This is a genomic window from Spirosoma taeanense (assembly GCF_013127955.1).
Taxonomy (GTDB): domain Bacteria; phylum Bacteroidota; class Bacteroidia; order Cytophagales; family Spirosomataceae; genus Spirosoma; species Spirosoma taeanense.
On sequence record NZ_CP053435.1, the window covers coordinates 3,861,528 to 3,888,015 of the forward strand.

General features: G+C 50.4%; 23 protein-coding genes. 12 read left to right on the forward strand and 11 right to left on the reverse strand.

Annotated elements, in window-relative coordinates:
* Positions 1-144: 144 nt before the first annotated feature.
* Together HNV11_RS16200 and HNV11_RS16205 are read left to right on the forward strand one after the other, a co-directional pair.
* Positions 145-885: a hypothetical protein gene (locus tag HNV11_RS16200; RefSeq protein WP_171740652.1), complete on the forward strand. Its 741-nt coding sequence runs from the start codon at positions 145-147 to the stop codon at positions 883-885.
* A gap of 207 nt (positions 886-1,092) precedes the next feature.
* On the forward strand, positions 1,093-2,487 hold the full coding sequence (locus tag HNV11_RS16205; RefSeq protein ID WP_171740653.1) for a DUF418 domain-containing protein: 1,395 nt from the start codon (positions 1,093-1,095) through the stop codon (positions 2,485-2,487).
* A gap of 121 nt (positions 2,488-2,608) precedes the next feature.
* Here the strand turns inward: HNV11_RS16205 and HNV11_RS16210 are convergent, their stop codons facing one another.
* Entirely contained in the window at positions 2,609-2,929 is a 321-nt protein-coding gene (locus HNV11_RS16210; RefSeq protein WP_171740654.1) for a hypothetical protein, read from the reverse strand.
* 309 nt (positions 2,930-3,238) lie between these two features.
* On the opposite strand from HNV11_RS16210, the gene HNV11_RS16215 reads away from it, so the two are divergent.
* Together HNV11_RS16215 and HNV11_RS16220 are read left to right on the forward strand one after the other, a co-directional pair.
* A complete protein-coding gene (locus HNV11_RS16215) occupies positions 3,239-4,555 on the forward strand; it encodes a glycoside hydrolase family 2 TIM barrel-domain containing protein (protein WP_171740655.1) in 1,317 nt (438 codons plus the stop codon).
* A 100-nt stretch (positions 4,556-4,655) separates the two neighbouring features.
* A complete protein-coding gene (locus HNV11_RS16220) occupies positions 4,656-7,199 on the forward strand; it encodes a glycosyltransferase family 2 protein (protein ID WP_171740656.1) in 2,544 nt (847 codons plus the stop codon).
* Between the two features lie 77 nt (positions 7,200-7,276).
* Here the strand turns inward: HNV11_RS16220 and HNV11_RS16225 are convergent, their stop codons facing one another.
* Positions 7,277-7,618, reverse strand: coding sequence for a hypothetical protein (locus HNV11_RS16225; RefSeq protein ID WP_171740657.1), 342 nt, complete (start codon positions 7,616-7,618; stop codon positions 7,277-7,279).
* 108 nt (positions 7,619-7,726) lie between these two features.
* A complete protein-coding gene (locus tag HNV11_RS16230) occupies positions 7,727-9,121 on the reverse strand; it encodes an esterase/lipase family protein (RefSeq protein WP_171740658.1) in 1,395 nt (464 codons plus the stop codon).
* A 184-nt stretch (positions 9,122-9,305) separates the two neighbouring features.
* Between HNV11_RS16230 and HNV11_RS16235 the strand changes: the two genes are divergently transcribed.
* Positions 9,306-9,725, forward strand: coding sequence for a hypothetical protein (locus HNV11_RS16235; RefSeq protein WP_240163489.1), 420 nt, complete (start codon positions 9,306-9,308; stop codon positions 9,723-9,725).
* A gap of 31 nt (positions 9,726-9,756) precedes the next feature.
* On the opposite strand, the gene HNV11_RS16240 is transcribed toward HNV11_RS16235, so the two are convergent.
* The 5 genes from HNV11_RS16240 to HNV11_RS16260 form a co-directional block, all read right to left on the reverse strand.
* A complete protein-coding gene (locus HNV11_RS16240; RefSeq protein ID WP_171740659.1) occupies positions 9,757-10,155 on the reverse strand; it encodes a Dabb family protein in 399 nt (132 codons plus the stop codon).
* Between the two features lie 35 nt (positions 10,156-10,190).
* Positions 10,191-11,438 carry a C4-dicarboxylate transporter DctA gene (gene dctA, locus HNV11_RS16245; RefSeq protein ID WP_171740660.1) on the reverse strand — a complete coding sequence of 416 codons (1,248 nt, stop codon included), beginning with the start codon at positions 11,436-11,438 and terminating at the stop codon, positions 10,191-10,193.
* Positions 11,435-12,565 carry a glycerate kinase gene (locus HNV11_RS16250; protein WP_171740661.1) on the reverse strand — a complete coding sequence of 377 codons (1,131 nt, stop codon included), beginning with the start codon at positions 12,563-12,565 and terminating at the stop codon, positions 11,435-11,437. Before HNV11_RS16250 ends, dctA begins: the two co-directional genes overlap by 4 nt.
* Positions 12,562-13,905 carry a GntP family permease gene (locus HNV11_RS16255; protein WP_171740662.1) on the reverse strand — a complete coding sequence of 448 codons (1,344 nt, stop codon included), beginning with the start codon at positions 13,903-13,905 and terminating at the stop codon, positions 12,562-12,564. Before HNV11_RS16255 ends, HNV11_RS16250 begins: the two co-directional genes overlap by 4 nt.
* Before the next feature lie 106 nt (positions 13,906-14,011).
* Positions 14,012-14,878, reverse strand: a complete 867-nt coding sequence (locus tag HNV11_RS16260; RefSeq protein WP_171740663.1) for a YitT family protein — start codon at positions 14,876-14,878, stop codon at positions 14,012-14,014.
* Between the two features lie 74 nt (positions 14,879-14,952).
* Between HNV11_RS16260 and uxuA the strand changes: the two genes are divergently transcribed.
* The 4 genes from uxuA (at position 14,953) to HNV11_RS16280 (ending at position 19,264) form a co-directional block, all read left to right on the forward strand.
* Complete coding sequence (gene uxuA, locus HNV11_RS16265) at positions 14,953-16,164, forward strand: mannonate dehydratase (RefSeq protein WP_171740664.1); 1,212 nt, start codon at positions 14,953-14,955, stop codon at positions 16,162-16,164.
* 29 nt (positions 16,165-16,193) lie between these two features.
* On the forward strand, positions 16,194-17,642 hold the full coding sequence (uxaC, locus tag HNV11_RS16270; RefSeq protein WP_171740665.1) for a glucuronate isomerase: 1,449 nt from the start codon (positions 16,194-16,196) through the stop codon (positions 17,640-17,642).
* A 267-nt stretch (positions 17,643-17,909) separates the two neighbouring features.
* A complete protein-coding gene (locus tag HNV11_RS16275) occupies positions 17,910-18,914 on the forward strand; it encodes an NAD(P)/FAD-dependent oxidoreductase (protein WP_171740666.1) in 1,005 nt (334 codons plus the stop codon).
* 29 nt (positions 18,915-18,943) lie between these two features.
* Positions 18,944-19,264, forward strand: a complete 321-nt coding sequence (locus HNV11_RS16280; RefSeq protein WP_171740667.1) for a 2Fe-2S iron-sulfur cluster-binding protein — start codon at positions 18,944-18,946, stop codon at positions 19,262-19,264.
* Positions 19,265-19,292: 28 nt separating this feature from the next.
* Here HNV11_RS16280 and HNV11_RS16285 read toward each other — a convergent pair whose 3' ends face one another.
* Together HNV11_RS16285 and HNV11_RS16290 are read right to left on the reverse strand one after the other, a co-directional pair.
* The gene (locus HNV11_RS16285; RefSeq protein WP_171740668.1) at positions 19,293-19,814 is read right to left on the reverse strand and encodes a RidA family protein; all 522 of its coding nucleotides are present in this window, start codon (positions 19,812-19,814) and stop codon (positions 19,293-19,295) included.
* A complete protein-coding gene (locus tag HNV11_RS16290; protein WP_171740669.1) occupies positions 19,811-20,338 on the reverse strand; it encodes a GNAT family N-acetyltransferase in 528 nt (175 codons plus the stop codon). Before HNV11_RS16290 ends, HNV11_RS16285 begins: the two co-directional genes overlap by 4 nt.
* Before the next feature lie 111 nt (positions 20,339-20,449).
* Here HNV11_RS16290 and HNV11_RS16295 point away from each other — a divergent pair, with 111 nt between their 5' ends.
* From HNV11_RS16295 to HNV11_RS16305, 3 genes are all read left to right on the forward strand, one after another.
* On the forward strand, positions 20,450-21,229 hold the full coding sequence (locus HNV11_RS16295; RefSeq protein ID WP_171740670.1) for an IS5 family transposase: 780 nt from the start codon (positions 20,450-20,452) through the stop codon (positions 21,227-21,229).
* Positions 21,230-22,347: 1,118 nt separating this feature from the next.
* Positions 22,348-23,133 (forward strand): toll/interleukin-1 receptor domain-containing protein, encoded by a 786-nt coding sequence (locus tag HNV11_RS16300; protein WP_171740671.1) that lies wholly within the window; start codon positions 22,348-22,350, stop codon positions 23,131-23,133.
* A gap of 5 nt (positions 23,134-23,138) precedes the next feature.
* Positions 23,139-26,171, forward strand: a complete 3,033-nt coding sequence (locus HNV11_RS16305) for a KGGVGR-motif variant AAA ATPase (RefSeq protein ID WP_171740672.1) — start codon at positions 23,139-23,141, stop codon at positions 26,169-26,171.
* 96 nt (positions 26,172-26,267) lie between these two features.
* Here the strand turns inward: HNV11_RS16305 and HNV11_RS24225 are convergent, their stop codons facing one another.
* Positions 26,268-26,471 (reverse strand): IS3 family transposase, encoded by a 204-nt coding sequence (locus HNV11_RS24225; protein ID WP_171740673.1) that lies wholly within the window; start codon positions 26,469-26,471, stop codon positions 26,268-26,270.
* Positions 26,472-26,488 lie beyond the last annotated feature (17 nt).

A 26,488-nucleotide genomic window follows, 5' to 3' on the forward strand; every position in this document is an offset into this window, starting at 1 on the left:
CTCCTCCCGTTACCGTTCGCTCAAACAGCCTGCCACTGGCAGGCTGTTTTGCTTGCTAGTGATCTCAAATTGACGACTTTAGCACGGTTGCTATGCAAGGCAACATTATCAACTGCTTCATGTACATAAACCCTGTTCTAAATCATGAAATCGATCTGTACGTTTCTGATAGCTGCGCTATCCGTTTTCTCGTTCACCGGTTGCCGGACTACGAAACTGTTGAACGCTACGTTTGAATCAGATGCCATTGGTTCGCTACCTGCGAAGGACGCAGCGGGTGCGCCGGCTGGCGATTCGGTTTCCTATGAGTCAGTCAGTCATCCCCGGCTGCGCGTTCAGGCATCATCGGTCAAGGCGGGGCAGAAAGCTTTGTTTTACTCGCAGGCCGCTCTTACGGGGAGTGTAACAACCTTCAATCAATGGCTCCAATTCAAAGGAATCCGCTCAAATTATGCGCAGACAATCTGGTTTTACTGGACCGCCAAACTGAACTTTAATTCGGGTAATTTACTGATCGACATTCAGGGAATGCAGGCGCTCTGGGCTGCGCGCTTGAAAATCTTAAACAATGGGCAAGTCCAGTTAATACGTAATGTTGCCTCTGAACAGAACAACGAGACGCTCGGGACACTAAACCGCCAGATAACCCATACGATTTTTCTTACGCTTAATCCACAGGCCCGGACATACAACCTAACCATATTAGGTACTCAGGATGGCACACCCATAACCCGATTGGACATTCCGGTACTCGGTATACCCAATCCGGAATTTGACTCGGATGTTCAGCGCCCATCAATTAGCTTTCGCTATCAGGAGGCCACAATAGACCCCGCTGGTGCTTACATTCTTGAAGAAGTATTCATCAACCGCCGACAGCCATAACTAAACTACATGGCCCATGGCGCGGGCGGTTAAGCCTAACACCCGGTTAAAGCGACCAATCGATTCTGAGCAGCAGTCTTATCCGAATCCAGCAGGCTACGCAGCCTGCTCACCAGCGGTACCGTTAACTCTAATACGTAGTTTTACGCTAAACCAATTGATTGCTAGTCACTTACTTCGGGCTTCACTCATACCTAAACCGTCACGATGCAAACATCTATTCCTTCCTCGTTAGCAACGGATTCGTTCGTGCAGCCCCCGGTTGGTACAACGGCTTCTATCCATCCTGTCAACCGGGCTGAGCGTCTGCACACCATCGATATCATCCGCGGTTTTGCGCTACTGGGCATACTCCTGATGAACATTGGTTTATTTGGCCTGCCGCTGATGACCTATTTCCCAAAACTATTTACCCTGCCGCCCGACAGCCTTGATTACAAGTTTTTCGCTACGATCTCCATCGTCTTTGAAGGCACTATGCGAGCACTTTTTTCGATGCTGTTCGGAGCGGGGATTCTGCTCTTTACGGCTAAAAAAGACCTCCAGGCCGACGGCTATGGTATTGCCGATTACTATTATCGTCGGCTACTGTGGCTGGTTGCCTTTGGCTTGCTGAATGCTTTTGTGCTGCTTTGGCCCGGCGACATTCTGTATTCCTATGGCCTGGTTGGGCTGCTGTTATTTCCATTCCGGAAGCTCAGGCCCACAACGCTCTTCCTGGTGGCGGGTTTGTGCTTTTTGATTTCGTTCGGGAAAGAGGCTTGGCAAGGTATGGAAACAAAGCAGAAGCGAGTTGCTTATTTGCGGGCAATTCAGCTTGAAAAGCAGCACAAAAAGCTAACAGAAGACCAGCAAAAAGCTAAAACAGTGTGGCTAGACATCGAAAAGCGCACCAGGTACGACGAGAAAGCCACCAACAAGACGATCCAGAACATGCGGTCGGGCTTTGGCGATGTGTTCACCGAGCTGTTGCCGCTCAACGTCCGTTTGCAGTCGGCAGAGTTCTATAGCTCAACCGTTTGGGATACGTTGATCATGATGTTTCTGGGAATGGCTCTGTTCAGGCGGGGCTTTTTCTCAAACCAGTGGAAAACGCGTTCCTACCTGATCAGCCTGCTGGCGGGTTACAGCGTCGGCCTGACGCTGGGCTATTTTGCCTTTCAGGACGGGCTGGCTTGGTTTCGCAACCCGGGCGCGGTAATTGACGCCGATGGGTTTCCGTTTCAGGCCCTCTATCACATTCGACGGGCCAGCACCGCCATTGGCCACGCCAGTCTGCTGCTGCTTGTTTACCGGTCTGGTGTGGTTCCGTGGCTAATGAAGGGGCTGGGCAACGTTGGGCAAATGGCCTTTACAAACTACCTGATGCAATCGCTGATCTGTTCACTGTTCTTCTACGGCTATGGACTGGGGTATTATGCTACCTTATCGTTTTATCAACTCTACTATGTGGTAGCCGCCGTTTGGGTATTCCAGCTGATTTTCTCGGCTATCTGGCTCCGTTATTTCCGGTTCGGTCCGCTTGAATGGCTCTGGCGGTCGCTTACCTACTGGAAGCGCCAGCCGATGCGTCTGGATCAGCCCACCGGCGTATTGGCCTGATAGCTAAACAGGGTTGTATTCGCCCTTCTCTGGCTATGCCTGGTGAGGACTGAATACTACCCGTTGCGTTTACCTGTTCGTTACTACGCCATACTCTATTATGCCGAATTGATCCCGCGGCTCAATACAGCGAATGAAACACCAGATTATCAATGCTATGCTGAAACGCGCCCAGATCAGCCAACTGATCAATCAGCCGCTCATCAATGTGCTCGGGCGGAATAGTCAGCTTAAACCCGTCAATATCAATCAGCCACGCCTGATAAATCCGCCAGCCTAATACCTTGAACGCACTTAGAAACTCAAGTGCATGATTAAGATTGCGAACCTGAAACGACCCATATTGCCAACCAGAGACAAACGGTTTTGAACCAGTTATCTGCTGGCTCGAAGGGTTACTGACGGCGAAATAAAGCCTGGGCAAACTCGTGAACGTTTCCATAACGCAAACAACTTGGTAACATATAAAGAGGAAGAGAATCAGTCCGAATAATAAAGTTATATCAACTATATAGGAACTGTAATTCCCAACCGAAAAATCCGATTGACTGGTCCTGTACAGACTTTTTATAAACTTTCAATTGCAGATTAGTCACTTTTTACCCTATGGTTTACGCCGGCTCCGGCACCATTGTTGGCAGCTGCTTTGGGATGATATACGTAATTAGGCATATGTGCAGATTTTAGGTTGCGGTGACGCATAAACAGTGGCATAGTCAAAATTCAGGAACCCCTGTATGCTGTACTTCCCATGCGATTAGGACAACTGCTGCTGTTTTGGCTAACCAGCTATGTGTTGGTTAGCTGTAACGTAACTTCTGGTTCACACCAACCGGCTTCAACCGGCGTAAAGCCAACAGCCATATACCACGACGGAAAATCATATCACTTACTGCGCCATGGTAAACCATACTTCATCAAGGGAGCCGGTGGCATCCGCCATCTGGAGGATTTAAAAGCTCGGGGGGGTAACTCGGTTCGCATCTGGGATGATCTGGAGGCCGGCCCCATCCTGGACAAAGCCCAATCCTTAGGCCTGACGGTGATGTTTGGGCTGTGGGTAGAGCGCGAAATCGAAGGGTTCGATTATAACGATCAGGCTGCTATTGACCGGCAGTTTGATCTTATCCGTAAAATTGTGCTTAGGCACCGCAATCACCCGGCGTTGCTGATGTGGTGCGTTGGGAATGAGTGGCCACTGGATGCGAACAACGTTCGGGTATATGACGAGGTAAACCGTATTGCGACCCTGGTGCATGAGCTTGATCCTAATCATCCGGTTACTACGGTTATTTCGCCCGATAATGCCCGCGCTATCTGGCTGGTTCGGAAACGCTGTCCGGCCATCGATATTCTTTCCTTTAACTCGTATTCGCTCACCGAGTATATAGACAAGAACCTTCGCCTTGGGGGCTGGACAAAACCGTATTTAATTTCCGAATATGGAGCGCAGGCGTATTGGGAAACGCCCAATACGCCCTGGTATGCGCCCATTGAGCCAACCAGTCAGCAGAAATACGACTACGTCAATCGCATCTACCGGCAGTACATCGGCTCGCGGCCACCAAACTGCTTTGGCTCCTATCTGTTCTACTGGGGATTTAAACAGGAGGAAACGCACACCTGGTTTAGTGCATTTGATGAACAGGGGCGGGCCACGTCAATGGCTGATCTGATGCAGTTACTCTGGACTGGAAAGCCATCCCCCAACCGGGCCCCGGAGGCTCAGAGCCTGCTGGTTGACGGAAAGGATCTTCCTTATCAGTCCTATAAAGCCTTATCCTCAACGCACCGCGCACGGTTACTGGCCACTGACCCGGAAGGCGATTCACTTATGTATTATTGGGAGATCAGGCGTCGGGCCCATAGTATCGCAAATTATGTAGGCGCTCCTATTGCCTCCATGAAAGGCCTGATTACCAACCCCACAGGCTCGTCCATCGAATTCAGATTACCGACAGAACCCGGCGCTTATCGGTTATTTGCCCACGCCTACGACAATCACCGGCATGTAGCCTCTGCCAATTTTGCCTTTGAAGTAACCGCTATCGAACCAATCCAGCAATGAACAGCATAGCCAGGCGCTATTGCTATCCTCTAACCCATAACCCACCGTTGACGGACCCAGTCCAGCTGGTCCAGCAACCTGATTATAACCCAGATCGAGCATGAAGTGGCCAACCTTTACGGACCCAGCGCCCAACGAAACTTATAATTTCACGGCCAAAGTGCAGGATATGCGTCCGCTTCGGGTGCTCATCGTCATCGGGCTGTTGTTCATGGCTGCCTTCGTCTGGGTCTATTTTCAGCCGGCTAACCAGGGTAATGCCTGGCTATTCGGGCTGCTGACGGTCTCGGTTATTTTCAAACTGCTGCGCCTGCTGCACGAATGGTATCACTACTGGAACGTAAGGCCGTCGACTCCGCCACGGGTTAGTCGCGTCTGGACAGTTGACGTGCTGACCACCTATTGTCCGGGGGAGCCTTATGAAATGGTCCTGAATACCTTACAGGCTATTCAGGCCATGCCGTACCCGCACACAACGTTCCTCTGCGACGAAGCCGACGACCCTTATCTCAGGCAGCAATGCGCTGCGCTGGGTGTTCGGCACGTAACCCGAACCAGCCGGAAAGACGCCAAAGCCGGCAACATCAACAACGCCCTCCAGCAGGCGACCGGAGAAATCTGTCTGGTGCTTGACCCCGACCACGTGCCGGTGCCCAACTTTCTGGATCAGGTATTACCGTATTTTGAAGATGCTTCCATTGGCTTTGTGCAGTGTGTACAGGGGTATTACAACCGGAAAGAGAGTGTAGTGGCCTTTGGCGCAGCCGAGCAAACGTATAGCTTTTACGGACCGATGATGACCTGCATGGGCAACTACGGTACGGCGCAGGCCATTGGCGCCAACTGTACCTTCCGCCGGGCTGCGCTTGATTCCATCGGCGGACATGCCAATGGCCTTTCGGAAGATATGCACACGGCTATGAGACTGCATGCCAAAGGCTGGAAGTCAGTCTACGTACCCTTGCCGCTTTCCTATGGACTCGTACCCGCCACCTTATCTGCCTATTACAAGCAGCAGCTTAAATGGGCGCGGGGTACATTCGAGCTGCTGTTCATCACCTTCCCAAAGGTATTTAGGGGTTTATCCGGTCGGCAACGCCTGCATTACGGTACGCTTCCAATTTATTACCTGCTGGGGGTAGTTCAACTCATCGACCTGCTGATTCCGATCTGTTCGCTGGTGCAGATGCAGCTCCCTCTTTACCTGGATCTGCCCCTGTTTGCCACGGTTTATCTGCCACTGCTGGCAACCGGTTTCCTGATCCGGCAATACGCGCAACGATGGCTCATTGAGCGGCACGAACCTGGGTTTCACCTGGTGGGTGGGTTGCTGGCCAGTGGTACCTGGTGGGTTTACGTCCTGGGGTTTATCTATACCCTGCTGCGGGTTAAAGTTCCTTATATTCCGACGCCCAAAGACGATAAGCCCCGCAATAATATGATTCTTGTGCTGCCCAATCTGCTGATGTGTCTGGCTTCAGTAGTTGCCATTGGCTATAGCACGTATGAGTTTGGGCGCTTTGCCCACGACAACATCTATTCACGCATGCTGATCGGCTTTGCGCTGCTGAACGCTGCAATTATGGGCATAAACGTTCTGATCGGCCAGGAGAAGCTCCTGGTCTGGATCAGTGTCCGGATCAGGGGGCTGGCCCGGCGCAAATCAGCCGTATGGTCGGTTCGGATCATGGCCTGGAAGGCGCGCTATGGCCTGTATAGCTGGCTGCGGTTATCGGCCATTCCCTTATTCGGGGTTGTGCTTCTGCTGGCCACCGGCATGACGATCTACACCTATCAGGAGCATGCCGGGCTGCCCCGCCATATTCGTCATGCCAATACCCAGCCGTTTTACGTTGGCGCTGAACCGTCTGTCACTTTGGCGGCACCGTCCCGAATAGCAAATCCGGACCACCGGCTGGTAGTTCAGCACATTGGCTGGCCGGTGGGCAGCTCATCGCCTATTCAACCTATCTTGCCAGAATCAGCGAATCAGATTCCGTTGTTGTATCTCGAACCAATGCCCGGTCAGACGCACCCACAAAAGGCTATGCTGGCATTCATACAGGCTATGCTGGCTGGGAAATATAATCCGGTTCTGGAGCAATTCGCCAGGACCCTGAACACCTATAAGCACCCTGTGCTAGTCAGCTTCATGCCGGAGTTTGACGATCCGGCCCATCCCTGGGGGTCAGAGCATGAGCCAACTTTACGGCTATATCGTCAGGCCTGGCAGTATCTGGTTCACTTTTGCCAGCAGCGGGGCACCGAAAACGTAGCCTGGATCTGGTGCCCGTCCCGGCCTTCGTCAATTACCGATCATTTTCCAGGTAACCCGTATGTAGACTGGCTGGGGCTGCCGATTCTAGACGACCCGGCCGAGGCTCCCGATGAGCGCGGCTGGTCATTTGCCTCGCTCTATCAGATTCCCCGCAACACCGTGCGGCTCCACAAGTCCTATAGCATCCGGCAAAAGCCCATTTTGATAACTCATTTTGGCAGCGTATCGGGTCGGCTTCAGCCAGCCAGCTGGATTCAGGATGGGCTCACAATCATCCAGGAGCGTTACCCGGAAGTACGAGGGGTGGTCTTCGATTATCCATCGCCTTTGCTGACGAAAGTGATGGATAACCTGCCCAGGAATTGACGTAACAAAAAAGCCAGTAAGTCCTGCTGAATACGGGCTTACTGGCTTTTAAAGAACGGATCAGTTCAACTGCTTTCTTACTGTGGCGTACTTCCACTGTTCTGATTCATATTGTTCCGCTTAGCCCTACGTCCCTTACGCTGGGCCTCTTTTGAGGAGTTCATCTTTTTGTTTGTCTGAACATCAGACTGCATACCGTAAGACGTTCCGTTCGATGCGCCATTTGTCGAGTCCACCCTTCCCTGCGTAGCCGATACGCCCGTTTGTGAAGCCGATCCGTTCGTACCGTTTCCGGTACCGCTGTTCATGGTAGTTCCGTTCGTAGGCGGATTTGTATTACTCGTACTATTGGTAGTCTGCGCCTGCGCGCTGTAAAGGGTAGCCAGCAAAACCGCCCCTACCATTATCACCTTTTTCATACCCTTTTGTTGTTTTATGATTACCAAGACTTAACGCCTATCTAACCCAGTCGTTAAGTAGAAAATGTTAAAAACCTGAGGGTACGGTTTAGTGCAGAGCTTTAAGCTTTATTTAGCCCGCTCCACGAACCAGGTAACTTTTGTTCCATTGGGCAGCAGAGGCTCGGGGTCCCGGTTGAGTTGCAGTTCGATCAGTGTCGTTGTAAAGGGATAGAACAGTTTTATGTCCTCATTCGTGATCAGCTGATCCATATCAAAAACGGCCGTCCACTGGCTGGCCGCAGTCTGCCGTTCATTTTTATCCTGCGGCTGCCCGTCTGAGGGTATATGTCCGTAGTACCGAACCAGGTCTGTTCCCGACGAAGCGATGATTTCGACGCGGAGACGGGCCAGTTCCTCCAGGCGAATTTTCTTTAAATCGAAATGAAAGCTGCGTAGGCTCTTGTCACCAGTGTAGGTATGTACATCTACGTCGACCGGCTTTAATTTATCCGGACTATCCTGATAACCTGCGCTTAGCCGCACGTGGTAGTCGGTAATGGGATCGCCCCGTTCGTCCAGGGCCCGCACAATAAACTGCTGCCAGGGAATCATTTTCCGGCGCGTTTTGTCGGTTTTTTCAATGGCTTCCTGATTCCACTGGGCATATTCCTCCTGATTGGTTACGCGCAGGGCCTTTAGAACCAGGTCAACTAACTCAGTAGTCGGTTTTTCGATGATCGACCCGTGGTTCAGGCCGGCAATAGGAATAAACGGCACCTGCAGGTGCGCCCGTTTGTCGGAGCGCCATTCGTCAAAACGAATCCGTTTAATCGTTGTATTCTCCTCATCGGTAGTCAGATCGAGCGTGATCTTACGGGTGTTGAGCGAGCAGCCTGCCCAGCGTACGGTTCCGTCCGTACCATCCGGATTGGTTACGAATCCCTGCAGGCCTTTGTAATTATCTGCCCCGCAGAATGTGAACACGTAGGGCGTATCCTCGTCGGGACCGTAAAACACTTCGTTGGACAGCAGGTCGCGATGCGCCAGATCCCAGGTGTAGCGGCTGCCCAGTTCCAGACCGTCCAGAATCAGATCCCCGGCATCCATAAAATCCGGCCCCAGCGATCGGTTACCTTTGAAAATAGCGCCAAGCCAGCTCCGGCCCTTATGCGCCAACGGCGACCCAAAGCTGGCGGGTGCCAGGGCAATCAGCCGCTTGAGCCGACGCTTACGTTTTTCCTGCCTGGCGTAGGTCGTCAGCCACGCGCGGATGACGAGCATACCGGTCGAATGGACAATCGCATCAAAGGGTTCATCGGCATTCAGACCGGCGCGCAGGCGCAGGGCCCGGTCGAAGCCCTCGGCAATATCTTTTATCGTGACTTCATTCGTCAGCGACCGATACCCACAAACGTGGATAGTCGACACATCAATGCCTCGCTTGGACAGGATTTTTTCCCAGTTCTGAAACGACTCGGGAACATCGGAGTAGCCGTGAATTAACACCAGGGGATGGCTCATGATGAGGAGAGAGAAAAAGGGTTTAGTTCGGTCTGCCGACAACGGAATGACCGATACATCCGTCACCCGTAGCCGGCGTAATAGTACCGAAAAGCCAATAAATAAGTCCTGTAGTTTTATTGACCGGCAGTACGCCAACAGGGATTCTCAAAACCCTCCTCCCCACCCGGCAGTTATAGTCGGTATGACAACATCTCCTGCTTCCATCACCGGCTTAATTCGCTCCCGAATTCTTTGGTTACTGCTGCTGGATTTGTTCATTGGCGGCCTGGGAGCCTGTCGGACCAGTCAGCAGTTTGGTCAACAGAAACGGCTCCGGCTGGGCATCGGGGAAATCGAAGAGGTTTCTTTCCCACAGCGCGGGGACGGGTCCACGCAACTGATCGGTGCTTCGGATAATCAGGAAGTCGTGGAGGTCTCGCGCCGGGAGCTGGCTCCGGCCGTTGATACCCTGAAGCGCGACGGTTCAGGTCCGGCCGTTTTTCAATTGAAAGGGGTTACACTTGGCACGGCCAAAGTAATTTTCTCGGAAAAGAAAGCCGGCGAGATAGGTAGTGGTGAAGCTTTGCGTACGTATACCGTAGAGGTGGTCACTAAGAAATAAAATAGCGGGCTGTTTAAGGCCCGCTACCTGATTATGCCCGTTTCGGCCCCACCGAATCGTAGACGATTACTTTCTCCCAGAGCGACGAATAATCGTCGACGAACTTCAGGTGAATGGGGTGTTTCTGATAAATTTCTTCGTCTTCCAGACTGTCGAAAAAGCACAGCCAGGAAACCGAGTAGCCTCGTTCAATTACGTCGCGGGTTGTGCCGGCTGGTGAACCAATGTGCACAAATTTAATCGTTGGCACCTTAGCCAATTTATTCAGTCCTTCCAGCAGTTTCGCCTTGTCGGCTTCACTGCCCGCGTTCTTCAGGTAAAAATACACATGATGAACAAACAGTTCTTTGGGCGCACTAGCTGGTAGTCCGGCTCCTAAACCGGCGATGACGCTGCTTTTGACAAACACTCTGCGGGATTGATTACTCATTGGAAAACAGGTTGATAGTTAAACGAAGAATTTAATCAGGGATTTTCGATTGGATTCTGGCGGATGTCCTCAAAAACGGCTACGTTACTGAAAGCCTGTTCCATCTTCGTCCGGTCGAACTCGCGTTCGTTATTGGCCAGCCAGATAGTGGCTACGCCGTTGCCGATAAAGTTGGTAATGGAACGGGCCTCCGACATAAACCGGTCTACGCCCAGCAGCAGGGCCAGCCCTTCCAGCGGAATCACCTGAATGGCCTGCAACGTACTGGCCAGCACGATAAACCCGCTGCCCGTAACGCCCGCAGCCCCTTTTGAGGTTACCATCAGAATCCCGATGATGGTCAGGACCTGGCTGAATGATAGCTCCACGCCATATACCTGCGCCAGAAAGATCGTCGCCATCGACAGATAGATGGTCGTTCCGTCGAGGTTGAAGGAATACCCCGCCGGCACCACCAGCCCCACCACCGACTTGCTGCATCCGGCCCGTTCGAGTTTTTCCATCAGCGACGGCAGCCCGGCCTCAGACGATGACGTTCCCAGCACAATTAAAAGTTCTTCGCGGATGTAGCGCAGAAATTTCAGCAGCGACACCCGGTACATCCGCAGAATTGAATAAAGCACGACGAATACAAACAGGCCCATCGTAATATAAACTGTCAGCATCAGTTTCGCGAGCGGAATGAGCGTGGCGATGCCGTACTTGCCGATGGTATAGGCCATCCCGCCGAACGCGCCTATCGGTGCAAACAGCATGACCAGATGCAGGCCTTTGAATACCCACTTCGACGCCAGCGACAGATAGCCCACGATCCGCTCTTTGCCCGTTACCCGGTTCAGCACCACGCCGAACACCAGGGCAATCAGCAGAACCTGAATCGTTACGTTATCCAGAAAAAAGTTGAGCCAGCTGAACTCGGCTGCGCCTTTGGCGTATTTGGACAGGTCAGCTTCGTTAGCCGCCGGGGTAGACACCCCCGCCCCCGGCTGAATGATATTCGCCACCACGATTCCGATGAAGAGGGCTACCGTGGTCACAATTTCGAAATAGAGCAGAGCTTTCCCACCCACGCGACCTACTTTTTTGAGGTCGCTCATCCCGACAATGCCAAGCGTAATGGTCAGGAAAATAATGGGGTTGATAAAGAGCTTGACGACGCTGATAAACGTCTTACCCAGCACTTCCATTTTAATGGCGACGTCCGGGGCGAAATGGCCGAGCAGGGCGCCCGCCGTAATGGCCGTCAGTACCCAGAACGTAAGGTTGGTAACGAGTTTCTTCATAATAGTTGGCTATCCTCACAAAATTGATACGTAGCGTCCGCCAGCAGCGTCGAGGCCAGCCGGACAGCGTCGGCAAACGCCATACTGGCAGGCGTGATGGCAACGGCCTGCTGCAAACCCACCCGCCGAATCTGCTCGGGCGTCAGCGCCAGTCGACCGCAAAACGCCACGACGGGTTTGTTATACTGAGCCGCCAGTTGAGTCAGCCCGCCAACCAGTTTGCCCGACAGCGTTTGTTCGTCCAGACTGCCCTCGCCCGTCAAGATCAGATCCGCCGAATGAACGAGCCCCTCCAGGTTCAGATACCGCGCCACAATTGAAAAGCCACTTTCGAGCCGGGCGTTCAGAAACACCCGCGCTCCATAGCCTGTGCCTCCGGCGGCTCCACTGCCCGGCTCGTCGGCCAGGTCGCAGTCCAGCTGCGCCTGTACCACCGCCGACAACCGCTCTAGCCCCGCGTCCAGTATTTGAACCATATCACTATCTGCCCCTTTCTGGGGTGCATACACGTAAGCGGCTCCATTAGGGCCTGTTAGTGGGTTATCGACATCGCTGGCCACCACAAACTCGACTTGCCGAAGTTGCGGCAGTACGTTCGTCGTGTCAATGCGGTGTATGTTCGCCAGGTTTCGACCGATTGGTTCAAGCGCCTGACCGCTTTCGTCCAGAAACTGATACCCCAGCGCCGTTGCCAGACCGATACCGCCATCATTCGTTGCGCTGCCGCCAATGCAAAGCACGACCGTTTCAACACCCCGATTGAGAGCCGCCCGGATCAGCTCGCCTGTCCCGAAGGTACTGGTTAGCCATGGATTCCGCTCCCCGGCTCGCAGCAGTTGCAGACCCGACGCCTGCGCCATCTCGATAAAAGCCGTTTGTCCACCGCCCGACAGGCCGAACGTAGACATAATTGGTTGTCCCAGCGGATCGTGGACAGAAACCGGAATAAACTGCCCGCCGGTAGCTTTGGTCAGGACGTCGGCCGTGCCCTCTCCTCCATCGGCCAGCGGCTGCTCTGTAACCGTCAGATGAGGATTATACCGATGAATACCCGTGCGCATGGCGCGGGCGGCTTCGGCGGCTGTCAGCGAGCCTTTAAACTTGTCGGGCGCAACCAAGATCGTCATAGCAGCCAGCGGACCAGGCATAAACAGGCGAAAGTTGACAGTCCCATCAGAATCGTCATGACACTATAGGTACGCAGCATGGTTGGCGTATCGACGCGCCCGAAACGGGCCACCACCCAAAAATACGCATCGTTTGCATGGGAAACCGTCATCGAACCGGCGCCCATAGCTGCCAGTGCCAGCAGCCGGTCCCAGTCGCTGCCGAATCCGAGAGCGGGCAGTAAGGGCGTCAGCATAGACGCGACCGACATCACGGCGACGGTTGAAGACCCCTGCGCGGTTTTCAATACAACTGTCAGCGCAAACGGAATCAGCAAACCCAGTCCCAATAGTCCCTGCTCGGCCGACTGTGTCAGGGCGGCAAGTTCCGTTTCGACGCCAATGTTCTTGATAATTTCTCCGAACGCGCCACCGGCCCCTACGATAGCCAGCACCGGCCCAGCCTTCACAATGGCCTCTTCAATCAGTTCGTTGAATACAGATTTAGTCAGCCGCTGGAATAAGGTTAGCGCGATACCGATGCCAACGCCTAAGGCCACGATTGGGTCACCGACAAAATCGACAAACGACTTTACCGGACCCGGATACACAGCCGGAGTGAGCGAAACAATAGATTTCAATGAGATCAGGCCAATCGGCACCAGGATAGCCGCCAGCGCCCCACCCGCCGACGGCAGTGGTTGACCGTCCGAATCGGCAACTGCAGGCAGGTCGATGGGTGCAGTCATCTGCGTGCCGTAACGCTTACCGGCGAAGTTTGCCCAGACGTAACTCACCACGGTCGGCGGCAGCGCCAGCACCGATCCCAGCAGGATCATCCGACCCGTATCGACACCCGTAATGCCCACGGCAGCCGTAATCCCCGGATGCGGGGGCACCAGACAATGAACCGCATACAGCCCACCGGCCAGACACAGCACCAGCTGTAACGGACTGCGCTGAAGTCGCTGCGCGAGCGTCAGGACCAGACCGCTGAGTACGATAAACCCCGAATCACAGAAGATAGGCAGACCAACCAGAAATGCCATGATGATGACGGCCAGCGGTGCCCGGCGTTCGCCAACGCGGTAGAGAATGGCGTTGGCCAGACTAAGCGTAGCCCGGCTATGATCGAGTAAGGCCCCCAGAATTGTCCCCAGGATGACCAGCAGGCCAATTTTTTCGAGCGTGTGCCCAAATCCGGTCCGCAGGTGCGCGAGCACATCTGTCGAGGATATACCAGCCAGCAGCCCCACCGCGATGGTCAGGCCAAACAAAACCACAAACGTATGCAGCCGGACGCGCGAGCTGAGCCAGATAATGGCCACAATGCCCAGCAATAAGAGCAGGAAAGGATTCATGGATAGACAAACGTCGGAACTTACCGCCAATGAACCAAGCCCCGGTCCCGCTTCACTTCCAGAGAATTTCGTTCAGGCACTATCGCATCCAACCGAACGATCTGATTTAATGCACCGCCCGGCTGCGCACCTTTCCGCCGACAACATCATCAACGGCGTGTTTGATGATGAACGCCTTGTCATCAATCCGGTTGATTGCATTCGTCAACCTACTGACCTCCAGCCGTGTAACGACTACATAAAGTGGGTTGACTGTTTTATCGCGCAGGCCGCGCTTACCAAAGCCTTCTTCGCCTTTGAGGGTCGTAACGCCCCAGCCCAGGCGGGTAATTTCGTCGCGGACGGCTGCCTGCTGATTCGAGATAATGATAACGGCCGTGTATTCTTCGATTCCGTGGACCAGAAAATCAATGGTTTTGGAAGCTGCGAAATACGTAATCATCGAATACAGCGCCGATTCAATCGTCAGGAAGAAGGCTGCCGCGCCGAAGATCAGGACGTTCATTACCAGAATTACGTCGCTCACTTTCAGGATTGAACTCTTGCGGCTGATGAGCAGAGCGGCAATTTCGGTACCGTCGAGCACGGCACCACCCCGCATGGCCAGTCCGATACCCGCGCCAATAAAGAATCCGCCGAAGGTAGCCGTCAGCAGCAGGTCGGGCGTAACGTCCGGATAGGGAACAACGGCGAGACACAGCGAAAGCCCGGCGATAGCCAGCACGCTCCGAATGGCAAACTGTCGGCCCATGCGCTGATAACCCAGGATAACAAACGGCAGGTTGATCACCAGAATCAGCCAGGGCAACGGCAGATGCAGAATACTGGCCAGCAGCATCGACACACCCGTAACGCCCCCGTCAATGAAGCGGCTTGATAGCAGAAACCCTTTCAGGCCTAATCCGGCACTCAGGATACCGGCAACGATAAGAATCATGTCTTTAATAATACGTGACGTAGTGGAATGGGTCATAGAGGAGATTCTGCGGGTGTTTTTAGGGTAAACGGCCCCGGCCCGCGTCTTTGTTCAGGAAACAAACATAATTCATGGCTTTAGAGCAAACATGGCGGTGGTTCGGCGAAGCTGATCCGGTTAGCCTGTGGGATGTCCGGCAGGCAGGTGCTACGGGTGTTGTTTCGGCGCTGCACCATATTCCCAATGGGCAGGTCTGGCCCGTTTCAGAGATTCAGCAGCGAAAGGCAATCATCGAACAGCACGGGCTGACCTGGTCGGTCGTTGAAAGTGTGCCGGTGCACGAAGACATAAAAAAACAGCAGGGCAACTGGCAGACGTATATAGACAACTACAAGGAATCGCTCGTGAACCTGGCCCAGTGCGGCATCGACACGGTCTGTTACAACTTCATGCCTGTACTCGACTGGACCCGCACCAACCTTGACTACCCGCTCCCCGACGCCTCAACGGCGCTGCGCTTCGACCTGACCGAATTCTGCGCCTTTGAGGTATATGTTTTAAAGCGACCCGGTGCCGACCTGCATTATCCGGACTCGCTCAAACAGGATGCCCGACGCTGGCTCGACAGCGCCAGCGAGACTGACCTGAAACGGTTGACGCGTACGCTCATCGCGGGTCTGCCGGGCAGCGAGGAAAGCTTTACGCTCGACGCCTTTGCTGACGCCCTGGCCACCTATAAAGACATTGGCGATCAGGAGCTGCGTAATAACCTCTACGAGTTCCTACGCCAGATTACGCCCGTAGCCCAGGATGCCGGTATCCGGCTGGCCATCCACCCCGACGATCCGCCGTTTCCGATTCTGGGTCTGCCGCGCGTGGTCAGTACAGAAGCCGATGCCCGCCAGCTCCTGCGGGCGGCCAATAGCCCAGCCAATGGGCTGTGTTTCTGTACGGGCAGCTATGGCGTCCGGGCCGACAACGACCTCGTCGGCATGGCCGAACGGCTGGGCGACCGCATTCATTTCATCCATCTCCGCAGTACCCAGCGCGAACACACCGAAGGGCTTCTGGAAAGCAGCTTCCACGAAGCCGACCATCTGACGGGCGACGTCGATATGTACGGGGTAATGCGGGCGCTGCTCCAGGAGCAGAAACGCCGGCAGGCCGAGGGACGTCCTGACCTGCGGATGCCTTTCCGGCCCGATCACGGCCACCGGATGCTCGACGACCTGGCCAGCGGCAAGCCAACCAACCCCGGCTATACCGCCATCGGCCGGCTGCGCGGACTAGCCGAACTGCGTGGGCTCGAAATGGGTATTGAACGAAGCCTTTTCCAATCCTGACCGTAAACCGGATCTAACCAAAAGACCCAATGGCACAAAAGACATTTATCACCGACGACTTTCTTCTGCGCACTGAAACTGCCCGGCAGCTTTATCATGATTACGCGGCTTCCATGCCGATCGTTGACTACCACTGTCACCTGCCGCCCGACCAGATTGCCGACAACCGGCAGTTCGACAACCTGACCCAGATCTGGCTCTACGGCGATCATTACAAGTGGCGGGCCATGCGAACCAACGGCATCAATGAACGCTACTGCACCGGCGACGCCGACGACTTCGAGAAGTTCGAGAAGTGGGCCGAAACCGTACCCTACACGATGCGCAATCCGCTCTACCACTGGACGCATCTGGAACTGCTGCGGTATTTCGACGTCGATATTCTCCTGAACAAAGACACGGCCCGCGAGATCTACGACCATTGTTCGGGTCGGCTCCGGTCGCCGGACTATTCAGTGCAGAGCCTGCTGAAGAGCATGAACGTCGTGGTTATCGGCACCACCGACGATCCAACCGATTCGCTCGAACACCACCAGCGGCTCCAAAACGACGGCTTCGGCATTCGCGTTGTCCCGACCTTCCGGCCTGACAAAGCCATGATGCCCCAGAACCCGGCCGCTTTTGCGACCTACGTAACGAAACTGGCCCAGGCATCGGGCATCGACATCACTGACTTTGCCGGTTACCTGACCGCCCTCGAAAACCGCTACGATTTCTTTGAGCAACTGGGCTGCCGGGCCTCCGATCACGGCCTGGAACAGGTTTATGCAGAAGCCATTACGTCTGACGAAGCGGCCGAACTGTTTGCAACCGTACTGGGTGGCCAGTCGCTTGATCCTGAGGATGTGCGCCGGTTTCAGTCGTTCATGCTCGTCTGGTTCGGGCAGCAGGATCATAAGCGCGGCTGGGTGCAGCAGTATCACCTCGGTGCGCTGCGCAATAACAACAGCCGGATGCTGCGCGATTTAGGCCCCGATACCGGCTGGGATTCCATCGGCGATTTCAGTCAGGCGCAGAGTTTGTCACGGCTGTTCGATACGCTCGACAGCACCGATCAGCTCGCCCGTACGATTCTGTACAACCTGAACCCTTCCGACAATGAGGTGTTCGCAACCATGATCGGTAATTTCCAGGATGGCAGCATACCGGGCAAGATGCAGTTTGGTTCGGGTTGGTGGTTCCTCGACCAGAAAGACGGCATGGAGCGCCAGATGAACGCGCTTTCGAACATGGGCCTGCTGAGCCGGTTCGTGGGGATGCTGACCGATTCGCGCTCGTTTCTGAGCTACCCTCGCCACGAGTATTTCCGGCGGATTCTGTGCAACCTGATCGGTCAGGACATTGAAAATGGCGAGCTGCCGCGCGATATTCCCTGGCTGGGTCAGATGGTGCAGGCCATCTGTTACCACAACGCCCGCGATTACTTCCAGTTTCCAACTACGGCCGAGCCAGCAGCCTCGCTCCTGACGACGCATTAAGTCAGTTTTTAGCCGGCCCGATCGTTTGCTCCGGGCTGGCGTTTAGTTATCAATCCGGCCTGTTTCTGTATGTCCAGCGACTATAGAAACGGGCCGGATTGATTCATTTTGGTTATCCCTCATTCCAATTTGTGATACAGCGTTTCGGCTCGATAAGACCTTGACGCGTCTACCTTTACGCCCAGATCAGGCACCCGGCTGGTGGTTCTGTCGTTGCTGAAAAGCTCTAGAACTCACCCGACGCGTGCTCGAAACCTGTATCCCAACATGATCACCACTGATATTTGCATTATTGGCGCGGGGCCCGTGGGCCTGTTTGCCGTCTTCGAAGCCGGGCTGCTAAAGATGCGCTGCCACCTGATCGACGCCCTGCCCCAGGTGGGCGGGCAGTTGTCCGAAATTTACCCCCAGAAGCCCATCTACGACATTCCCGGCTATCCGGCCATCAACGCTCAAACCCTGGTCGATAACCTGATGGATCAGATTGCGCCGTTTCACCCAACGTTTACGCTGGGCGAGCGCGTCGAAACGCTGGAGAAGCAGGATGACGGTTCTTACGTCATTACAACCAGCGACGGGACTGCTGTACGCTGCCAGGTCGTTGTGATAGCGGGTGGTCTGGGCTGCTTTGAGCCGCGCAAACCCGACATTGTGAACCTCGAACAGTTTGAAGGCAGGGGCGTCGCGTATATGGTCAAGAACCCCGAGCAGTTACGGGACCGGCGCGTGGTGCTGGCTGGTGGCGGTGACTCGGCCCTCGACTGGACAATTTTCCTGGCTGACATCGCCAGGGAAGTCACGCTGGTTCACCGCAGCGATACGTTTCGGGGAGCGCCGGATTCGGCCGAGAAAGTCTTTGAACTGGCTCAGGAAGGCAGGATTAACCTGGTGCTGCAGTCGAACATCACCAGCATCAGCGGCAACGGCCACCTGAACCAGGTCAGCATTACGGCCAAAGATAAAACCGTAACCAGCCTGCCCGCCGACAATCTGATTCCGCTGTTCGGTTTGACGCCCAAACTCGGCCCAATTGCGGACTGGGGGCTTAATATTGACAAATCGGCGATCAGTGTCAACACAACCGACTATGCGACCAATGTCGAGCGCGTGTACGCCATTGGCGATATCAATACCTATCCGGGCAAGTTAAAGCTGATTCTGTGCGGTTTTCACGAGGCCGCGCTGATGTGTCAGAGCGCGTTCAAGTACGTGTATCCCAGCCAGAAACTCAGTTTCAAATACACGACCGTCAACGGCGTCCCAACGTTTTAACGGACCACCATTAACGATTACTGAAGAAAATGATTCAATTTACCGTAGAAGACCGCGACGGTACCCGGCAGATGCTGGACGTACCCGAGGGTTTCAGCCTCAGTCTGATGGAGGTTCTGAAAGGGTCTAATTATACCGTTCTGGCAACCTGCGGAGGTATGGCTCTCTGCGCTACTTGCCACGTTCAGGTACTGGCGGGGCTCGATTCCCTGCCGCCCGCCCAGGACGCCGAACTGGACATGCTGGATACCCTGCCCGACTCAGATTTCGACAGTCGGCTTTCCTGCCAGATTCGGGTGGATGAACGTCTGGAAGGAGGCATCTTCCGCATAAAAGGAGCTGAGCAGTAGCCGTTTCGGCTTTATCCTCGAACCCCGATTATTCTACTTCTACGACCAGTTCGATCTCAACTGCATAATTTGACGGCAGCGCGGCCATACCCACTGCCGACCGAGCGTGTTTACCTTTCTCGCCAAACAGGGCCACCAGCAGGTCGGAGCAGCCGTTAACAACTTTGGGTTGGTCGCCAAAATCGGGCGTGGAATTAACGAACCCCGTTACTTTGACGATTCGCCGGACACGGTCCAGATTGCCCAGTTCGGCTTTCAGCGTCGACAGCAGCGATACGGTTGTAATTCGGGCGGCTTCGTACCCCTGCTCGACCGTCAGATCTTTACCTAGTTTACCGGTGATACCCGAACCATCGGCACGGCTCGATACGTGTCCGGCCAGAAACACCAGGTTACCCGTCCGAACCGCCTTTACGTAGTTAGCCATGGCTTTAGTAGGCGGAAACAGAGCAAGCCCCATGCTGGTCAGTTTCTGCTCGACGGCCTGCCCGTTGGAGCGATTCAGGAACGTAAGCAGCACAAGAGTGAGTACGGTAAACGCTTTTTTCATGCGGGTGAAATAAGTTTTTTCATGACAAAAAATTCGAGCGGCTGCTTCGGTATGCCAAAGCGCGGGTCATCCATCGGGAAAGGTTTTGTTTCGCCGGTAGGCTGATAACCGCGTCGCTGATACCAGACAATGAGTTCGTGGCGGGCCGTGATGACCGTCATCGTTACGGCCCGGTAACGCCGTTCGCGGGCCATGTCTTCGGCGGCCGTCAATAATCGCCGACCAATGCCACCCGTCTGCGCTTCGGGCGCCACCGTCAGCATCCCCAGATACAGCTCATCACCTTTCTGCTCCAGATAAACGCAGGCCAGCAACCGGCCGGCCTCTTCGTACTTGAGGATAGTAGCGGCCGGGTTCTGCAGCATAGCCCGCAGACTGTCTTCATCGGTGCGGATGCCGTCGAGCAGGTCGGCTTCGGTTGTCCAGCCTTTGCGGGAGCTTTCGCCCCGGTAGGCACCGTTGACCAGTTTATTCAGGGCCGGAATATCCGCTTCGGTAGCGGGTGCAATAGATACGCAATTCATTGGGCGCAAAGATAGAGCGCAGAAGTCGTTACAAGGTTTGTTTAGAAGGTGTTTGGGAATTAAGAGAGGTTGAGAGTCGTGTCAACTTTGTTGTGACCAAACGACAAAGCAATGACCAAACAGTGGCAACCACTGACCGACTCCCAATGGGCGGCAATTTCGCCCTTCTTCGACCTTAAACGCAAGCGAAAGCATGATTTACGACAGATTATCAACTGCATTCTCTGGCTTTTACCAACCGGCTGTCAGTGGCGGAACCTACCCCATGGCTGGCCTCACTGGCAGGCGGTATACTATTACTTCGACAGATGGAAAGCAGATAATCTGTTTGAACGAGTGAATGCGGCTCTCAATGAGTTGGACCGTAAACAAGTGGATAAAATGCCTACGCCCTCGTTAGTATGCATTGATTCACAGAGTATTAAGTTGAGTCCAATGATTGGTAAGGAGCGTGGTCTTGATCCCAATAAACGGGTCAACGGGCGCAAAAGACAATTCATTGTCGACACCGAAGGGCGGCTTTGGGTAGCTCACGTCCATGCGGCTAACGAAGCGGATGGTCCGGCTGGCTGCATCCTGGTAAGTAGTCTATTGTGGCGGGTTGGTGAGCGCTTGGAGAAGGTGATGGGTGACCAAGCTTACAATGGCGTATTTGCCAAAGAATTAGCCCACTGGAGCATTGATTTTGAGAAAGCTTCTCGGCCTGAATCGGCTCAGGGGTTTGTGCCAATTGCCAAGCGATGGGTGGTTGAGAGAACGATTGGCTGGACGAACTTCTTCCGCCGGATCGTCAAAGATTACGAGTATACGCTATCATCTTCGGTGAGTTGGCTGTATTTAGCTAATATTCAGATCATGCTGCAACGAATTGGACTGCTTGACCAAAGATAATTCCCAAACATGTTCTTAAGCTACTAAATAGGAAGCTTAGTTTCAATCTGGTTTAACTGCTCGGTGGTTAGCTATTACCACTTTTCCATACCCATTTGGATAATTTAGCTTATGGTGATACACTTACTAAATTGATATGGGTATAAATAGTTAAATACTATTTTTAACCGTACTTTAACACAAGGCGATCCTTATAAACTTGCAATAGCCAGATTAGTAGCCAGTTAATTATATATACACAAATCTACTATCGTAAATATTTTTTTAACCTGAAAACAGTAAAGTCGAGCTCTTGTAACTCAAATTGCTAATCACTTTAGAAGTAGCCTATAAGCCTGTAAATGCTTTGTTTTTATCAGAACACTATAGTACCGGGCACAAATATGGCTATATAGACCCATAAGTTCTACTAATGTATTTTAATATCGTACTGCAATGAAACTATATAGCGACATAACATTTCACCGATTACTCAAAAGATTTTACTGCTCACCAAGTAAGTGATACCTTACATGAACCTATAGTTGCATCTATCTTAGGTAATTCAACTTACCCTATATAGAGCGCATCACAGGATCAGTGCGCAAATGATAATATCAATTACACACCATTAACCCTGCATCTACATATCTACAAATTTTTACAACGCTTAATTATAACTAGCCCTAAGCGCACCCAGCCCTTAAACGGAGGGGTATCCTCTGGACACAAACTTAGGCTGTTTGTGACAAATGAAGATGTACTACAGACTCAGCACGGCAATGGTGCTAAGTTTAAACTATGTGACTACTTCGACCTGATCGGTAGTAGCAGTACAAGCTCAATTATATCAGTTTGCTCAGCCATTGGCATGAAGGTAAAGACATAAAGGTAAAGTATTTTTAAATCGGATGCATCTACTTCGATGATAAACATAAATGGTTTTGAGATTTTAAACCAACCAAGGCCAAGTATAATGCTAATCTGCTTGAACGGGAAATATAGCTTGGTCTCGGCGATATATCCCTTGTATGTGACAGAACCCTGACGGATTTGTGCATATTTATCAAAAGGTTCAACACCATAGGTGTAGCCGATTACTGCACATCAAAAAGGAAAGTTTCATAACAAAGAAGTAGATGAAGAAACAGATGCATTCCAGTCTAGAAAGCCATGTCTACTATTGGTTAGATTATACTTATAAAAACTTTAGATCCAACGTAGTAAAAATCGATAACAAGAAAGCTATTTATAAAAATCAAAATAAAGCTATGTTAGTAAATTCATGTTTTATTAGTTATCGGCACTTAAGCGATAATTATGAACTCCCTAAATTTATTGAGCAATTTCATAAAGTCCTTAACGCTCAATTAATAGCCGAAGTAAAAGGTGGAATCTATCTTGACAAAAGAAGGATGAAAGGAGGAGACTTTGTTGACGAGTCCTTAGCTAAAGCATTATGCGAGAGCGGCTGTATGATAATGATTTTTTGCCCTCTTTATTTTGATAATGAAAACTTATATTGTACACGTGAATTTTTATCAATGGAAAGACTTGAAAAATTCCGTAAGCATTACTATACCGGCAATAAAGGCCTTATTATACCTATCATATATAAAAATATTGGATACTATAAGTCAAAAAACGCCATTAATAATAGGGAATGTTATGATTTCTCAAATTTTGGTCTTTGGGGAGGAGCCGATATCTTAAAGAGTAAAGAAATGAATTTAGCCATTCGGGAAATGGCTAAATCAATCGCGCAACAATTTAGAGATTTTAAAAATACATACCCCATGTGTGAGCACGACGGAAAGCATGAGATGGTTTCTGAAGCGGAAGCTAGAAAATGGCTAAAGGCAAGTTGGGATGATAGTAATGAATACCCTAATGAAAAATTTCCTTTTGACGAAGATAATGATTAAACAATATGAGACAAGGCAAGATTTTTACATTTTACTCATTTAAAGGTGGTACAGGCCGCACAATGGCTGTAGTAAATATCGCGGCTTTATTAGCGGCACCTAACCAAGCAAGCTTTAAAACATCAATGAAGGCGTTGATTATTGATTGGGACCTTGAAGCGCCAGGCCTTCATCGATATCTTAGACCTCACTGCTTAAATTTTATAGAAAAAGTTAACTTAGATAGCCATGAAGGTCTAATTGATTATTTCATTGAAATCAAAAAAGAAGTTGATAAAATTTATAATAATTCTTTAACATCTTCTCAATGCGAGGAAGTTATAACGTCTGTACCTCTTGATAGATATATTATTCGATCAGATATAAGTGGTATTTATTTCTTAAAAGCGGGTAGCTTTACCGAAGGTTATGCAAAAAAAATAAGCGAATTTAAATGGGAGGAGCTTTTTCGAAGGGCTCCTTATATATACAAAAAGTTTGCAGATAAGCTTTCCAACGATTATGACTTTACATTAATAGATTCTCGAACAGGTCTTACTGACACAAGTGGTATATGTACCATGCTTCTTCCTGAGAAGCTTATTCTTGTCTTTACACCAAATAATCAAAGTTTAGAGGGGGTGGTTGATATCGGAAGACGTGCTACTAAATATCGTTTAAATTCTACTGATATGCGCCCACTTAAAGTGTATCCATTACCATCTCGGATAGAAATGGCAGAAAAGGAGTTAAGAGAGCAATGGAGACGTGGCAGCACAATTAAAAAGATTAATGGATACCAAGTAATTTTTGAAAATTTATTTGAAGATATATACCAGCTTAGGAATATAGATTTCACAGATTACTTTGACGAAATCCAAATTCAGCATGAGCCGCGTTTCTCATATGGTGAGGAGATAGCTGTACTAGACAGAAATCAAACAGATCGCCTTTCTATGGCGGAGAGCTATGAAAAATTTTTAAGTAGACTCCTTTCAGATGAAATGATATGGAAATATAAAAAATTCCCCAATAACCATAACCTGCCTGATCGGATTCCGATAATTGGCCGTGAAGAAGAATTGAATGAACTCATGAAAGTTATTCATTCTCGATTCCCCATTATTAGCATTCATGGACCAGCTGGAGTTGGTAAAACTATTCTTGCCCTTGAAATTGGCCATCTATGTCTAGAGCGTCCAATAACTGTGAATCTAAAAACTGCTAACTTTGAATTCATTATTTGGATTTCATCAAAAAATAAACTTGATAAAATAAGAAGTCTAAATGATTTTTTCAACACTATAGCAAATGTTATGGGTTTTTCTAGAATAACGCAAATATCAAGCTCAGAAACTAATGCGCAAACGAAAGAGGCCGCTATTTGCAATCTTTTAAGCTCATACAAGGTCTTAGTTATAATTAATAATCTTGAATTAAATCAAACCGATGATGATATACTTACTTGGTTAAAGAATATTCCTGAGCCTAGTAAAGTTCTCATAACTACCCGTGCTAAGCATGACGATATTCCTTCTTGGAAAATGCATTTGGATGGCTTAAACCATCAAGAACAACAGGACTTAATAGACAAACATATTACTTCAATAGGCTTAACTAGGGAATATTTAGTTAAAATAAAAGAAGTTAACGAACTATTTGATAAATCGAATGGTAATCCTAAGGTGCTTGAGCTCCTTGTCGGTATAATTAAGACTAGTACTATTGATGATTTATCTTCAAGGCAACACATGCTTGATGCATTAGATAGCAATGATACAGAAGCAGTGTTTAATTTTTTTCATGAGGAGATCTGGAAGACCTTAAGTGAAAATGCTAAATGTATACTGATGACTATTCCACTCTTTGTTGGTACCCTGTTTATTAAAAAAGATGCTTTATGCGAAATTAGTGGCTTAAATCCGCTTGAATTCTCAGAATCGATTATTCAACTAATTGATCTGAATCTAGTCAGAAACAATAATGACAACCGTTATTTTGTCCATCCAATTACAAGAGAGTTCGGTCGTTCTAAGTTACAAAGTGAGTCCACATTTGAGGACAACGTTAGGAGTAGATGGATCAATTACTATATGAGTTTTGTTAATAAGACGATCATACGAGAAGATCCTAAAGAGGTTTATTGGAATGTATTAGTATCTGATCAAATGCTTGATCTTGACCCTGAATGGACAAGTATTATTGAAGTAATGAAATGGGTATACGAGAAAAGGCCTGAAGAACTTCTTAAGTTTGTAATGTTATTAGTGCATTATATGGACAGTAGGTTCCACAACCAAGAACGGTTAATGTTTGTTCAAAAAGCTATTGAAACAGCAGAAACAAAAAAAGAATATTTTTATGAAGAACTTTTATTAAAAATTGATGCTTTAGGCTGGACTTATGTAGAGGAAAATCAACCAGAAAGAGCAAATGTTATAATTAATAAAGGATTATTAAAATTAAATTTTGAAAATAACTTAAGTGTAGATAAAATAAATGCTTTGAATGCGCTTGGTAATGCATGGAAAGCTAGGAGCGCCTTGGAAGCAGGAAAAGATTTTAAAATTGTAGACGAGCTTATTGGACAAGCGTTTCGCTATGATATAACAGAGCCTTGGATAAAATTTAGGATAAATATGGCCGCAGGTGATATTTGCGTCAAGAAAAATGATATTCAGAATGCAGCAAGTTTTTATGAAAAGGCTAGAAATTTTCTTGAGATCTATGGAGGAGAAGGCCATAATTATCAGATTAACCCGCGTATTGGCATTGCATTTTTGAAGATGGGGAAGCTAGTAGAAGCTGAAAAAACATTTGAAGAGTTACAAACTCTTGAAACCATACCTATTGGTAAATTATACGGAAACTATGGAATAGCATTAGTAAATCTTGTTAAAGGTGACATTGATGGGGCACGTCGAACTCTGAGAAATGTTAAAGAAGAGATGAACAGATACACAGCTTCTAATATCTTACAGAATCTGATTGAGAACCTTGAAGTTGATATTATGAAAAATCTCACTAAATATCAACTTGTGAATGCAGTAATCTTATAGAATAGAAGCGTTATCACTGATAGTTAGGCAGAGGAACAGTTGTGAATTTACCAAAAACGAGCAGGTTATATGAGGTGGTCCTGTTTAGCCGGACAGTCAACTATGCAAGTTTTGATTTAACATTAGGTAATAGTTCTGCTCAAATTGCTCAGGGCTAATGTTGCCCAGCGACGAATGCCGCCGTTTCCGATTGTAATAGCATTCAATGTAATCGAACAATTCAATACGGGCATCTTCTAAGGAGCGAAATACGCCATTTTCAAACAGCTCAGCTTTCAAGCGGGACCAATAGGATTCCATAAACGCGTTGTCATAGG